Source organism: Propionivibrio sp. (assembly GCF_016790145.1).
Lineage (GTDB): Bacteria > Pseudomonadota > Gammaproteobacteria > Burkholderiales > Rhodocyclaceae > Propionivibrio.
In genome coordinates this window covers 1-12,363 of sequence record NZ_JAEUOI010000157.1, presented here as the reverse complement: position 1 = coordinate 12,363, position 12,363 = coordinate 1, and the positions used below count along the sequence as shown (strand labels likewise).

Annotated in this window: 13 protein-coding genes and 1 pseudogene; 2 read left to right on the top strand and 12 right to left on the bottom strand. The window is 60.0% G+C overall.

What is annotated here, in order from left to right; translation table 11 throughout:
• Nucleotides 1–121: 121 nt before the first annotated feature.
• Nucleotides 122–628: a DNA-deoxyinosine glycosylase gene (locus JNM42_RS12920; RefSeq protein WP_294270522.1), complete on the top strand. Its 507-nt coding sequence runs from the start codon at nt 122–124 to the stop codon at nt 626–628.
• Here the strand turns inward: JNM42_RS12920 and JNM42_RS12915 are convergent, their stop codons facing one another.
• Nucleotides 629–1,180: a hypothetical protein gene (locus JNM42_RS12915; RefSeq protein ID WP_294270519.1), complete on the bottom strand. Its 552-nt coding sequence runs from the start codon at nt 1,178–1,180 to the stop codon at nt 629–631.
• A 211-nt stretch (nt 1,181–1,391) separates the two neighbouring features.
• Here JNM42_RS12915 and JNM42_RS12910 point away from each other — a divergent pair, with 211 nt between their 5' ends.
• Nucleotides 1,392–3,185: a GspE/PulE family protein gene (locus JNM42_RS12910; RefSeq protein WP_294270517.1), complete on the top strand. Its 1,794-nt coding sequence runs from the start codon at nt 1,392–1,394 to the stop codon at nt 3,183–3,185.
• On the opposite strand, the gene JNM42_RS12905 is transcribed toward JNM42_RS12910, so the two are convergent.
• From JNM42_RS12905 to JNM42_RS12855, 11 genes and pseudogenes are all read right to left on the bottom strand, one after another.
• Nucleotides 3,182–3,844, bottom strand: coding sequence for a hypothetical protein (locus JNM42_RS12905; RefSeq protein ID WP_294270514.1), 663 nt, complete (start codon nt 3,842–3,844; stop codon nt 3,182–3,184). The two genes, JNM42_RS12910 and JNM42_RS12905, sit on opposite strands and share 4 nt — an antisense overlap.
• A gap of 112 nt (nt 3,845–3,956) precedes the next feature.
• Nucleotides 3,957–4,385, bottom strand: a complete 429-nt coding sequence (locus JNM42_RS12900) for a DUF1841 family protein (protein WP_294270511.1) — start codon at nt 4,383–4,385, stop codon at nt 3,957–3,959.
• Nucleotides 4,366–5,514, bottom strand: a complete 1,149-nt coding sequence (locus tag JNM42_RS12895; RefSeq protein ID WP_294270508.1) for an FIST C-terminal domain-containing protein — start codon at nt 5,512–5,514, stop codon at nt 4,366–4,368. Before JNM42_RS12895 ends, JNM42_RS12900 begins: the two co-directional genes overlap by 20 nt.
• 79 nt (nt 5,515–5,593) lie before the next feature.
• Nucleotides 5,594–6,268, bottom strand: a complete 675-nt coding sequence (nth, locus tag JNM42_RS12890) for an endonuclease III (protein WP_294270505.1) — start codon at nt 6,266–6,268, stop codon at nt 5,594–5,596.
• Nucleotides 6,269–6,283: 15 nt separating this feature from the next.
• Nucleotides 6,284–6,967 carry an electron transport complex subunit E gene (locus JNM42_RS12885; protein ID WP_294270568.1) on the bottom strand — a complete coding sequence of 228 codons (684 nt, stop codon included), beginning with the start codon at nt 6,965–6,967 and terminating at the stop codon, nt 6,284–6,286.
• Between the two features lie 39 nt (nt 6,968–7,006).
• Complete coding sequence (rsxG, locus tag JNM42_RS12880) at nt 7,007–7,633, bottom strand: electron transport complex subunit RsxG (RefSeq protein ID WP_294270502.1); 627 nt, start codon at nt 7,631–7,633, stop codon at nt 7,007–7,009.
• A gap of 32 nt (nt 7,634–7,665) precedes the next feature.
• Nucleotides 7,666–8,685, bottom strand: a complete 1,020-nt coding sequence (locus JNM42_RS12875) for an RnfABCDGE type electron transport complex subunit D (protein ID WP_294270500.1) — start codon at nt 8,683–8,685, stop codon at nt 7,666–7,668.
• A 74-nt stretch (nt 8,686–8,759) separates the two neighbouring features.
• Entirely contained in the window at nt 8,760–10,478 is a 1,719-nt protein-coding gene (rsxC, locus tag JNM42_RS12870) for an electron transport complex subunit RsxC (RefSeq protein WP_294270497.1), read from the bottom strand.
• 131 nt (nt 10,479–10,609) lie between these two features.
• Nucleotides 10,610–11,152 (bottom strand): electron transport complex subunit RsxB, encoded by a 543-nt coding sequence (gene rsxB, locus JNM42_RS12865; protein ID WP_294270495.1) that lies wholly within the window; start codon nt 11,150–11,152, stop codon nt 10,610–10,612.
• Nucleotides 11,152–11,736, bottom strand: coding sequence for an electron transport complex subunit RsxA (gene rsxA, locus JNM42_RS12860; protein ID WP_294270492.1), 585 nt, complete (start codon nt 11,734–11,736; stop codon nt 11,152–11,154). Before rsxA ends, rsxB begins: the two co-directional genes overlap by 1 nt.
• A gap of 98 nt (nt 11,737–11,834) precedes the next feature.
• Nucleotides 11,835–12,363, bottom strand: a pseudogene (locus JNM42_RS12855) (quinone-dependent dihydroorotate dehydrogenase); the annotation flags it as partial.

The following is a 12,363-nucleotide window of genomic DNA, read 5'->3' as shown; positions in this document are numbered from 1 at the left end:
GGCCTTTATCGCAGAGGGCAGATAAAGCAGAGACAGGAAATCGACATGTTGGCGATTTTGCATTTCCCGGCGCCCTCTGCGCCACTGCGTCTGAAGCGGCTATACGAATTGGGTATTGCTGATGAGCCCTGATGCAGGGCTTCTTGTCGGCCTGCCGCCCATTCTTGATGCGCGTGTCGAAACGCTGATACTCGGCAGCTTTCCTTCGCCCGCCTCACTCGCCGCCCGGCAGTACTACGCGCACCGGCAGAACCAGTTCTGGCGCCTGCTTGGCGCGCTGCTCAGCCTGCCTCTGGCGGATCTCGATTACGCCGAAAAACAGCGCGCTCTGCTCAGCCATCGGATCGGCATCTGGGATGTCTTTCACCGCTGCACGCGCCAGGGGGCACTTGATTCGGCAATCAAGGCCGCCGACCCAAACGATTTTACACGGCTCGAAACCAGCGCGCCTTGCTTGCGGCGCGTTTGTTTCAACGGCAAGACTTCCGGCAAATTCGAGCGCTGGTTTCGCGAACAGGGCTACGACACTCGCATCCTGCCTTCGAGCAGCCCGGCATTCACGCTGTCTTTTGAGCGCAAGGTCGAACTGTGGCGTGAGGCCGGCTTGAGTAATCCCGCAGGGCGCTGATTATTTCTTCGCCGTCAGATTGTCGCGCAGGCACTGGCGGTGCTCTGGTCCTGCCTTGTCCTGGCATAAGAGGCGTGCCTTCTGGTGTTGCTCGCAACGTACCGGGTCGGGCGACTTGCTGCAATCGAGCGGCGGCATCTTCTGCTGCACGCATGGGCTGAACTGCGCGTCATTCCGATTCTGGCACTGCGCATAGGCCTGCTTGCGACTTTCACAGTGCTGCGGGTTGCGCGCCTGGGTGCAGTCAATAGCCTGTGCCTGCTTGTGCATGCACTGCTTGCGTTCAGCGCCAAATTTGTCCTGGCAAGCCTCAAGCACTTTCTTGTGGGCCTCCTGGCGCGCCTTGCACTGCTCTACGTCTCTGGCATTGACGCAATCGGCCGGGCCGCGTTTCGCTCGTTGCGCCGGCATGGCGGGAGCTACGGGCGGGGTGGGGGCGACTGATTCGGCGAGTCCGTAAGCGCCGGGAACGCCGGCCGGGCCTTGCTGTGCGATTGCCGGCCAGGCAATCAGCGCGGCGCTCAGTGAAACAGCAAAAATCGTGGTTTTCATCGGGTATTCCTCATCAAGGACTGGAAAATGCTGCCCGGTGATTCGGGAGTTAGTCAGCAACAGAGGATTGTAGTCTTTCAAAACAGAGAACGCCTGGAAATGCTTTTCATAACTTCACCATGGTTTTCACTGAAGGGAACGTGTCAATGACATTGAGCCCCCTGTGGCTTGTCGGGTATAGTCTGCGCATCACCTCACTGGAATTTTCCCTATGTCCGATCAGACGGCGAATACCACGCCTGACCACCGCCTGACGGTGGCGGAAGTCCTCGGTTTGCTGGTGGCTGACGGTATCGTCGCCAAACCCGAAGCGGACGCCCTGATTGCTGAGTTTCGCCTGAAGCGTTTAACGGCACATCCGCTGGTCATCGTCGCTGACCAGAAGTGGAAATCGTTACTGCCGCCAAACCGCGCCCTGACTCTGGATGACCTCGGGGAATGGCTGGCGGGCAAGGTCGGGCTCGAGTATTACCATATCGATCCGCTTAAAATCGACTTCACGGCAGTGACCGATGTCATGTCGAGCGCCTATGCAACGCGCTTTGGCATTCTCCCGGTACAAGTGACTGCCCAGGAAGTTGTATTTGCGACAATCGAGCCTTTTCTGCGCGACTGGGAAAAAGAGATCCAGCCGATTGTCAAAAAGAAAATTCGTCGGGTGATAGCCAGCCCGGTCGATGTGGCTCGCTTTCTGGTCGAGTTCTACAACCTCGCGCGATCGGTCAAGAAGGCGTCGCAACAGGGCGGGCAAAGCTCGGGACTTTCTTCGTTCGAGCAACTGGTCGAACTGGGGCGAACCAATCGCCAGTTCGACGCCAACGATCAGCATATCGTCAATATCGTCGACTGGCTCTGGCAGTATGCCTTCGAGCAGAGAGCCAGCGATATTCACATCGAACCACGGCGCGAACTTGGTATCGTGCGTTTCCGTATCGACGGCGTACTGCATCAGGTTTATCAGATTCCGATGAGTGTGATGGCCGCGATGGTCAGCCGCATCAAGATTCTGGGCCGCATGGATCTGGTTGAAAAACGTCGTCCGCAGGATGGGCGCATCAAGACGCGAACGGCCGACGGGCAGGAGGCCGAGTTGCGTCTATCGACCTTGCCGACGGCGTTTGGCGAAAAAATGGTGATGCGGATTTTCGACCCCGAAGTGCTGGTCCGCAACTTTACCGATCTCGGTTTTTCCGAGGAGGATCAGGTGCGCTGGAAGTTGATGTCGGAAAGCCCCAACGGCATTATTCTGGTCACTGGACCCACCGGTTCGGGCAAAACGACAACGCTCTACTCGACGCTCAAGCAGTTGGCCACGCCGGCCGTCAACGTGTGCACCATCGAGGATCCGATCGAAATGGTTGAGCCGGCGTTCAACCAGATGCAGGTGCAGAACGCCATCGAGCTGGATTTCGCCCAGGGCGTGCGGGCGCTGATGCGGCAGGATCCGGACATCATCATGGTCGGCGAAATACGCGATCTGGAGACCGCCGAAGTGACTATCCAGGCGGCATTGACCGGCCACCTGGTGCTATCCACGCTGCACACCAATGACTCCCCGGCGGCGGTAACGCGCATGCTCGATCTGGGTGTCCCGTCCTATCTGATCAGCGCCACGGTACTTGGCGTCATGGCCCAGCGCCTGGTGCGCGTGCTGTGTCCCAGTTGCAAGAAGTCGATTCCGGCCAGCGCCGAGGATGAGTCGATGTGGGACCGTCTGGTCGCCCCGTGGAAGGCCAATCGTCCGGCCCAGTTCCATCATCCGGTGGGCTGTCTTGAATGCCGCATGACCGGCTATCGAGGACGTGTCGGCGTCTATGAGATCCTCATGCTGTCGCCGGACATGAAGCAGGCGATCAGCGATAACGCCGATGTTTCCAAGATCCGCGATCTGGCGTATCGCGAAGGAATGAAACCCTTGCGCATCTCCGGCGCGATGAAAATTGCGGCGGGGATGACAACGCTGGCCGAAGTGTTCAAGGTCTCGCCACCTTCCGAGCGCATCTAATATCGATAGGTGTCCTGGCTGAACGGCGGCCAGCGACCGACCAGGCTTTCAAGTAATTTCAGTTCCTGGTCGCTGTGGTTCATTACCGGGGCATCAACCATCATCGGCCTCGACGATTCGTGGATATAAAGCGGATGATCGTGATACCTTGTTTCGATGATCTCAACATGATTCGTGTCGGCTAAGGGAATCACTTCCGCGACACCGTAGCACAGACAAAAGTATACCCGCCGGGCTTCGGATTCGATGTAGCAGCCCGTACCGCGAATGCCGATCGTCGCCGTCGCCGTCTCCAGCTTTTTTGAGCCCTTTCCGAATACCGAAAGGATCTTGCCGCTAAACACGCGCATTACATCCGCGCTGGCTCCGGAAAAGCTCACCGTACTGCTTGCCCGTTGCAGGAAGGCATCCTGCCCGATAACGTAAATGGCTTCGCTGTTGGTTCCCGTGATGATGCTGTCCTCTGCGCCAATGGCCATGCCGGGTACCGCCGGTTTGCCGTTGATGGTGACCATGCCCTTGACCGTGTACATGCCGGGAGTGACGGGTTTCGTCGCGTTCGCCAGGGCATCGCGCAGCAGACCGCCGATGCCGGAGCTGCCGAGCAGAGCACTCGCGGCAATTTGCTTGAGAACTACGCGCCTTTGATTGGTATTCATCGCAATTCCTTTCCGCCAGGGTGTCGATCAGCAGTATGCATCGAGTGCGCTGAACTGGCTACAGGCATCGTGAGTCAGAGTGCTGCAAGCTGGGCTCGGATCCAGGCCTTGCTCAGCTCCCTGCGGCGCGCCGGACGCAGTCCAGATACTGATCGGCGTCCAGCGTACCGCCCTCGCGCTGGGCACGCCAGAGCGTTTCGCCCAGACACTCAAGGAGCGCGTGTTCAGCCTGGTGCACGTCAAGACGTTTGCGCAGTTGGTGGTAGGCGGCGCGAATTCCCGGCGGCTGGTCGATGCTGATCTGATCGGCGATAGCCAGGTGCAAGGAGAGATGAAGAAAGGGGTTCATCTGACCGCTTTCGGGTGTGAACTCCTGCGCAACGGCGGTTTGCAGGTTTTCCAGCAGGGCGTGGTATTCAGGGTGCTGTTCGATCAGGTCGGCAGCCGTTGCCTCGGCGCCTTCAAGCACCAGGCGTTCCCGGTGTTTGCGCCAGGATTCGCAGAAAAATTGGCGAACCTGCTCACGTGAGGGATTGAACATGGGCTTTCTTCACGTGCTTGCTGACCAGTGCGGTAACAACGGCGTTCTGCAACTGGCGGTTGAAGTAATGCGCAGTGCTGGTGGTGGGGGCAATCTGGCCGGTACCGTAGGTGCCGAGTATGGGAAGCCCGGGGAAACGTTCGCGCAGGATGTCGAGGTCGCGGTCCTCCCCACCGTAAAAATAGGGGCCACGGCCGATGCACGAAAACATCAGGGCACAGGCCGGAGTGGTGGCGATTTCCGTTTTTTTGCTATTTTCGGCCAGGCGCTCAAGCATTAGCCGCATGTCGGCTTCAGCCGCGACCGGTTGCCGGATGGCCCAGGCCAGGTACTGTCGCGGCGCGACGCGTTCGGCCAGCGTCAGCGAATTATCGGCGTTGGCGGCGATGATGGCGATCGGCCTGTAGCGGCCCTCGGCCAGCGCTTTTCTGGCGTCGTTCGCATCATCGATGAGCACGGCGCTGAGCTGATGCAAGTGCTGTGCTACATGCTGACGAAGGTCTGGCGGCAGCAGCCGGCTCAGACTCTTTAAAGCGGCTTGACCGCCGATCTTTTCAAGATCGTAGCCCTTGCTGCTGTTCACCGGCCGGGGTTCGCCGAGCAGTTGCAAGCCACTGGAGACGCCGATGTCAACATCGGCGCCCAATAGTTGAACGCTGCAGCGTTGTTGCTCGCAAAGGCGGCTCTGTTGCCAGACGGGTGCTTCAGCGATACCTGCACTGGCGGCAAAACTGCCGCTGAAAACTCCACCAAAACGCGTTCCGGAATCACTCCAGTCCGGCGGGAAGGAGCCGCCGGCATAGCTTAGTAGCGGCGGCTTGCCTGGCTCCGGGTGACCGAGCGAAAGACCACGGCCAAAAACCATGACGGCCACCGCAGGGCGGTCAAGGGCCCAGCCGGATTCGGTCAAAACGCCGGAGGCAATGCCGCCAGCGACCTGCGTGCACTGCGCCACGCGCGCAACGGCCGTCACGGTTTGCTGAGCGTGACGCGCGAACTCCGGGGTCAGGAACAGCAGCACGCCGTTGGCATGCGTCAGCCCGGTCCTGGCCAGCGCCTGATGGATCGCCTGTTCAGCGAGATGGGGCAGCGGGTCGTTGCCGGTAACAAGGGCGGTGGCGACGGTCATTGGTTGATCAGTGGCAAGTTGACTTCGAGTGCTCTACCACCAAGTCACCAGGAACACCAAGAAGCACCAAGTATTTGTTTCATGTTTTTCTTGGTGAAACCTGGTGGCCTTGGTGGCTTGGTGGTGATGATTTTTCCTTGTATTCGCACAGATCGGCAATGCTGCAGTGCCCGCATTCGGGATGGCGTGCCTTGCAGACGTAGCGTCCGTGCAGGATCAGCCAGTGATGGGCGTCCCGCTTGAATTCTTCCGGTACCGATTTTAGCAGCTTGAGTTCGACGGCAAGCGGCGTTTTTCCCGTGGCGATCCTGGTCCGGTTGGCAACACGGAAAATATGCGTGTCGACGGCGATGGCCGGTTCGCCGAAAGCCGTGTTGAGCACCACATTGGCGGTCTTGCGCCCGACACCGGGCAGCGCTTCAAGGTCTTCCCTGTTGTGCGGCACTTCGCCGCCATGACGTTCGATAAGCTGGCGGCAGGTGGCGATCACGTTCTTGGCCTTGGTCGGATAGAGGCCGATGCGCCTGATGTAGTCGGCCAGCCCGGCTTCACCGAGCGCGAACATGGCCTGCGGCGTCGGCGCATCGGCAAACAGCCTGGGCGTAGCCAGATTGACGCTCTTGTCTGTGGCTTGTGCCGAGAGGATGACGGCGACCAGCAACTGGAAAGTCGTCGCGTATTCAAGCTCGGTCCTCGGTTGCGGATTGGCCGCGCGCAGGCGCGAGAAGATTGCGGCGCGCCTGGCCGGATTCATTGCGCTCGCGTAGTCCTAAGTGCCGGCCGCAGTGGCTGGCTGCGGCGAGCGGCGCTGCTGGCGCGCGGCGGCGCGCGCCTCAATCCAGTTTTTCCAGGCAATCAGGCAGCCAAGCAGGATAAAGGCGCCAGGCGGAAGTATGGCGAGCAGCAAACCGGGGTAGTCCTTGGGCAGCAGTTGCAGGGCTTGTAGGCCGGGGAAGACCATGTCGATTCCCGAGAACAGCGTGCCGCCGCCGATCAGTTCGCGCAAACCACCGAGCAGGGCCAGCGTCCACAGCATGCCGACACCCATGAAAATGCCATCGAACATGGATTGCAGCGGCGGGCTCTTGTTGGCAAAGGCCTCGACGCGCGCCAGCACGATGCAGTTGGTGACGATCAGCGGGATGAAGATGCCGAGCACCAGATATAACTCGTGCAGATTGGCATTGAACAGCAGATCGATCACCGTGACCAGCGCAGCGACGATCAGGATGAATACCGGAATGCGGATCTCGTGCGGGATCAGGAAGCGCAGGCTGGAGACGGCCAGCCCCGAGATGGCCATGACGATGATCGTGGCCAGCGAAAGCATTACGCCATTGACCAGGTTGGTGGTGACCGCCAGCAAAGGGCACAGGCCGAGAATCTGGATCAGGCTGGTATTCTTTTTCCAGACGCCGTTGGCGGCGATCTCGCTGAATTCGTCACGGGTCATCATGCTTCCCTCATATTAGTTAGTATCTCAGTCCTCAGCTTACTGAGACTGAGACGCGAAAAACTGCTCGCGGTTCTCGGCCACATACATGGCCGCCTTGCGTACCGCCTTGACCACGGCGCGCGGCGTCACCGTGGCGCCGACCATCGAGTCGAAGCGACCGCCATCCTTCTTTACCTTCCATGCGCGCTCGTCAATGGACGTTGGTGTCAGTCCTTCAAACTGGGTGATCCACGGGTGCTCCTTGTTCCTGTCCTTTTTTGGATCGATGTAGTCGCCCAGTCCGGGTGTTTCCTTGTGCTGCGTCACGCGCACGCCAAGCAATTCACCGTCGGCGCCCAGAGCAATGAGCAGGCGGATCTTTCCGGCATACCCGTCGGGGGCGATTGCCTCAAGCACCAGCGCACTGGATTTGCCGTCCTTGCGCGCGCGATAGGCCGTCGACACTTCGTCCAGCCCGAGCGCGGCAGTCGGAGCGATCTGCAGCGTGTCTTTCAGAAGATCGTTGTCATAGTGCTTGCGCGGCAGAACTTCGTCGATCAGCTTCATTTTTTCTTCAGCCGCCGCCGCCTCGATCGTCGGGCGCGTCCATAGATAGGCAGCCGACAGCAGGCCGGTAAAGATGGTGACGAAGATGAACAGGATGATCGCTGTGCGCACAGCCATTTTGCTTGCAGTGGGCGGTTTTGCCGGGCTCCTCATGGCTTGCTTTTCATGCCAAAGATGGGGGGTTGCGTGTACAGATCGATCAAGGGTACGCAAATGTTCATCAGCAATACGGCGAAAGCCACACCATCCGGGTAGCCGCCAAAGACACGGATCAGGTAGGCCAGGGCGCCGGCCGAGAGCCCGAAGATCAGCTTGCCTCTGGGTGTTGTACAACCGGAAACCGGGTCGGTTACGATGAAGAAGGCGCCGAGCATGGAGCCGCCCGAGAAGAGGTGGAAGACCGGGTTGGCGAACTGAGCCGGGTCCCACAGCCAGAGTGCGCCGGCGAACAGGACGATACCGGTGAGGAAGGCGAAGGGAGCGTGCCAGGTGATGATCCGGCGCTGCCAGAGCCACAGTCCACCAAGCAGATAGGCGACGGCGACCCATTCCCAACCCTTGCCGGCAAAATAGCCGAAGTGGTGTGCGTCGGCCAGAATGGTCGCCACCGTGGTATTCCCTTCGCCCAGCTTGAGTGCAGTTTTCAGAGCGTCGAGCGGGGTAGCGCCGCTCATCGCATCGAGGCGGGGCACCGTGCCAAGGACCAGTGCCAGTTGTTCGGAAAAATCGGCTTGCCGATCGAGCGCGGGCCACTGCGACATCAGCGCAGGGAAGGAAACGATGCATACGGCAAAGGCGATCATCGCCGGGTTGAACGGGTTCTGTCCGAGTCCGCCATACAGATGTTTGGCGACGACGATGGCAAACAGCGAGCCGACGACGATCAGCCACCATGGGGCGAGGGGCGGGAAGGCCAGCGCGATCAGCCAGGCGGTGACGATGGCGCTGCCGTCGCCGAGAAAGAGACCAAGGGGCTTGTTGAGCAAGCTCAACATGAAGGCTTCGGCGAGCAGCGAAGCAGCGGTGGCGATGGCGATCTGCACCAGAACGATCGGTCCGATCAGCCAGACGTAGATGGCGATCCCCGGCAACAGCGCAGCCAGCACCTGCAGCATGACGCGCTGGACGCTGACATCTTGCGTCAGATAGGGCGGGGTTGTGAAATTCATCAATTAACCCCTTTAACGCAGAGGGCGTAAAGGGCACAGCGACGCAGAAAGCGCGGAGAAAAGAAAATTGTTCATTATTTTTTTCTCTGGGAACTCTGTGCATCTGCGTTGAGAGCGCTTAGTTCTTGCAGTGGCAGCCGGCGCGCTTCGATTTCGGCGATTTCCTTGCGCTGGGCGACCGTCAGCCCCTCGGTGTTTTTCGGCTGCACGCTTTCACGTTGCTGGCGGGCCCGTTCCATGGCGGCGACGATGGTGGCTTTCTTGACCGCTTCGGCATCAAGCGGGGCAGCGGCTACGGCGGCCACCGACGTGTCGCCCGTCTGTACTTCACTTACGGACTCGGCTGGGGCTTTCTTCACAGCCGCCTTGGCTGCGGCGGCCCTGGCCAGGCGCTCGGCTTTCTCGGCTTTCTCGCGTTCGTCGCGCTCGTTGCGCAGTTCGAAGCGCGCCTTGGCGGCATCGGCCATGTTCTTTTCCCGCTCGCGCGACCAGATCTCGCTCTTGGCAAAGCGGAAATATTGCACCAGCGGGATGTGCGAGGGGCAGACATAACTGCAACAGCCGCATTCGATGCAGTCGAAGATGTTGTATTCCTGCGTCTTGCCGAAGTTCCTGGCGCGGGCAAACCAGTACATTTCGAAGGGTTGCAACTCGTGCGGGCAGACTTCGGCGCAGGCACCGCAGCGGATGCACGGCATTTCCGGCGCAAGCGGAGGAAACAGTTTCGGCGACCCGGCGATGATGCAGTTGGTGGCCTTGACCAGCGGCGCGTCGAGGCCCGGCATTTCAAAGCCCATCATCGGGCCGCCCATCAGGTAGCGGTCGGTATCGGACTTTGGCTTGCCGAGCGCGACGAAGTCCCTGAGCGGGGTGCCGAGCAGCACGTCCCAGTTGCGCGGCTGTTCGACGTTGCCGGTCAGCGTGACAATGCGCGAAAGCACCGGTTCGCCGTGAGCGATGGCACGCCAGGCGGTGTAGGCGGTCGCCACGTTGAAGCACTGCACGCCCATTTCGGGCGAACGCTTGCTGGCCGGGACTTCCTTGCCGGTCAGTACACGAATCAACTGCTTGGCGCCACCCGCCGGGTAGCGTGTGGGTACGGCAATGACCTCGAAGTTTTCGCCGAGCTTTTCAACGGCGGCTTTCATGGCGGCAACGGCTTCCGGCTTGTTGTCCTCGATGCCGACCAATACCCGCCTGGCTTTGAGCAGGTCACGGAAGATGCCCGAGCCGCGAACGATGCCCTCGGCACGCTCGCGCATCAGGATATCGTCGCAGGTCATGAAGGGCTCGCATTCACCGCCGTTGATGATCAATTCCTCCATCGGAACCGATTTTGCGGCAGCGAGTTTGGCATGGCTCGGGAATACCGCGCCACCGAGGCCGACCACACCGGAATCGCGCAGGATCTCGCGCACACGCTCGGGTTCAAGCGCCGTGTAATCGAGCGGGGTGCGTTCGATCCATGCGTCACGGCCGTCCGGCTCAATTACCACCGAGAGCGTTGGCAGGCCGGATGGGTGCGCGGCAACGCGCTCCTCGACCGCCAGTACAGTGCCGGAGGTCGGAGCGTGTACCGCCGAAGAAAGCCATTGATCGGCACCGCCAATCAACTGGCCTTTCAGTACACGTTCGCCGGCCTCGACCAGAGGATTCGGTTTGCCGCCAATGCTTTGATGCAGCGGAACGATCAATAGCGGGGGCAATGGCGCGATGCCGATCGGCATCTGTACCGAGGGCGTCTTGTTGCTGTCGGGTTTGACACCGCCCTTGAATTTGAAAAGTTGCAGCACGTTTGACACCTAACGCAAAGACGCAAAAAAGCAAGGATTGGCAAAGGATGACTGGCAACGATTGCGTTCCCTTTGTTCCTTTGAGACCCACAAGGGGATTTCCTTCGGGGCAACTTTGCGGTGAAATCGTTTCATGCCACTCGTTTCAACTCGATCACCGGATACTTCCATTTCCAGTTGTCGATGTTCTCGCTGATGGTTTCCATGCGAATGCATTCCACCGGGCAGGGTTTGATGCACAGTTCGCAACCGGTACACAAGGATTCGACGATGGTGTGCATCTGCTTGGCGGCGCCGACGATGGCGTCCACCGGGCAGGCCTGGATGCATAAGGTGCAACCGATGCAGGTCTGTTCGTCGATGATGGCGACCTGTTTCGGTTTTTCTTCCGCGTCGAGCGGCTTGACGTCGCGCCCGAGCAGGTCGGCCAGCTTGCGCACGCCTTCCATGCCGCCGGGTGGGCACAGATTGATTTCGGCCTCGCCATCGGCGATGGCTTCGGCGTAAGGCTTGCAGCCGGGGTAGCCGCACTGGCCGCACTGCGTTTGCGGAAGGATGGCCTCGATTTTTTCGACCAGCGGGTTGCCTTCGACCTTGAACTTGATCGAGGCGAAGCCCAGCGCTGCGCCAAGGACGAGGGCGCCAAGGGCCATGATGAGGATGGCGGTGAGCATTACTGGTATTTATCCAGGCCGGCAAAACCCATGAAGGCAAGGCTCATCAAGCCGGCGGTGACCATGGCGATGGCTACTCCCCGGAAATAAACCGGAACGTCGGCACCTTCGACACGCTCACGAATCCCGGCAAAGAGCACCAGCACCAGCGAGAAGCCGATGGCGCTTGCGGCGCCAAAGAGCAAGGACTCGACGAAGTTGTATTTGTTGGCGACGTTGAGCAGGGGCACGCCGAGTACCGCGCAGTTGGTGGTGATCAGCGGCAGATAGATGCCCAGCACCTGATGCAGCAGCGGGCTGGTTTTCTGTATCACCATCTCGGTCAACTGGACGATGGCGGCGATGGTGACGATAAACGAAAGGGTGCGCAGGTATTCCAGCCCGAAGGGGGCGAGAAGTACGTGGTCAATGACATAACTGGCGCCGGTGGCCACGGTGAGCACAAAGGTGGTCGCCGCACCCATGCCAAAAGCCGTTTCCAGTTTTTTGGAAACGCCCATGAAGGGGCACAGGCCGAGAATCTTCACCAGAACGACGTTATTGACCAGAACAGCGCCGATGATGATGAACAAATAATGGGTCATGATTCGTGTACAAAGCCTGAGGCAAGGGCTAAAAAGGCGGAAAAGCCTTGGAATTATCCCCTTTTGGCGGGGGGCGTTCAACCATTATGGCAGTAGCGCTATACATCCGCGTGCGGCCGCTTCGAGTGCTTTGATTTAGCAAGGGCGGCGGCGATTTCGGCGACCAGGCCGGGACCGCGATAGATGAAACCTGAATAAATCTGCACCAGGCTGGCGCCGGCTTCCATCTTGGCGAGCGCATCGGCACCGCTCATGATGCCGCCGACACCGATGATCGGCAACTCGCCGGCCAGCGCGCCGGACAGTTTTTTCAATACCGCCGTCGAGCGTTCGAAAACCGGCGCACCCGAGAGCCCGCCGGCTTCCTCGGCGTTCGGCAGGCCCTGCACTCCGTCGCGCGAAAGGGTGGTGTTGGTGGCTATGACGCCGTCCATGCGATGCTTGCGCAGCAGGTCGGCAATCGACTGGATCTGCGCGTCTTCAAGATCGGGAGCGATTTTCAGTGCCAGCGGGACGTACTTGCCGTGCATGTCGGCCAGCCGGGTCTGCTCGGCCTTCAGGCGGCCGAGCAGTGCGTCAAGCGCGTCGTCCTTCTGCAACTCGCGCAGATTTTTAGTGTTCGGACTG

Excerpts from the sequence above, each read along its gene's own strand:
- rsxB (WP_294270495.1), bottom strand. The coding sequence starts at position 11,152 with ATGCTCACCGCCATCCTCATCATGGCCCTTGGCGCCCTCGTCCTTGGC.
- nth (WP_294270505.1), bottom strand. The coding sequence starts at position 6,268 with ATGAATCCGGCCAGGCGCGCCGCAATCTTCTCGCGCCTGCGCGCGGCC.
- rsxA (WP_294270492.1), bottom strand. The coding sequence starts at position 11,736 with ATGACCCATTATTTGTTCATCATCATCGGCGCTGTTCTGGTCAATAAC.
- JNM42_RS12910 (WP_294270517.1), top strand. The coding sequence starts at position 1,392 with ATGTCCGATCAGACGGCGAATACCACGCCTGACCACCGCCTGACGGTG.
- JNM42_RS12895 (WP_294270508.1), bottom strand. The coding sequence starts at position 5,514 with ATGACCGTCGCCACCGCCCTTGTTACCGGCAACGACCCGCTGCCCCAT.
- JNM42_RS12905 (WP_294270514.1), bottom strand. The coding sequence starts at position 3,844 with ATGAATACCAATCAAAGGCGCGTAGTTCTCAAGCAAATTGCCGCGAGT.
- JNM42_RS12900 (WP_294270511.1), bottom strand. The coding sequence starts at position 4,385 with ATGTTCAATCCCTCACGTGAGCAGGTTCGCCAATTTTTCTGCGAATCC.
- JNM42_RS12885 (WP_294270568.1), bottom strand. The coding sequence starts at position 6,967 with ATGACCCGTGACGAATTCAGCGAGATCGCCGCCAACGGCGTCTGGAAA.
- JNM42_RS12915 (WP_294270519.1), bottom strand. The coding sequence starts at position 1,180 with ATGAAAACCACGATTTTTGCTGTTTCACTGAGCGCCGCGCTGATTGCC.
- rsxG (WP_294270502.1), bottom strand. The coding sequence starts at position 7,633 with ATGGCTGTGCGCACAGCGATCATCCTGTTCATCTTCGTCACCATCTTT.
- JNM42_RS12920 (WP_294270522.1), top strand. The coding sequence starts at position 122 with ATGAGCCCTGATGCAGGGCTTCTTGTCGGCCTGCCGCCCATTCTTGAT.
- JNM42_RS12875 (WP_294270500.1), bottom strand. The coding sequence starts at position 8,685 with ATGAATTTCACAACCCCGCCCTATCTGACGCAAGATGTCAGCGTCCAG.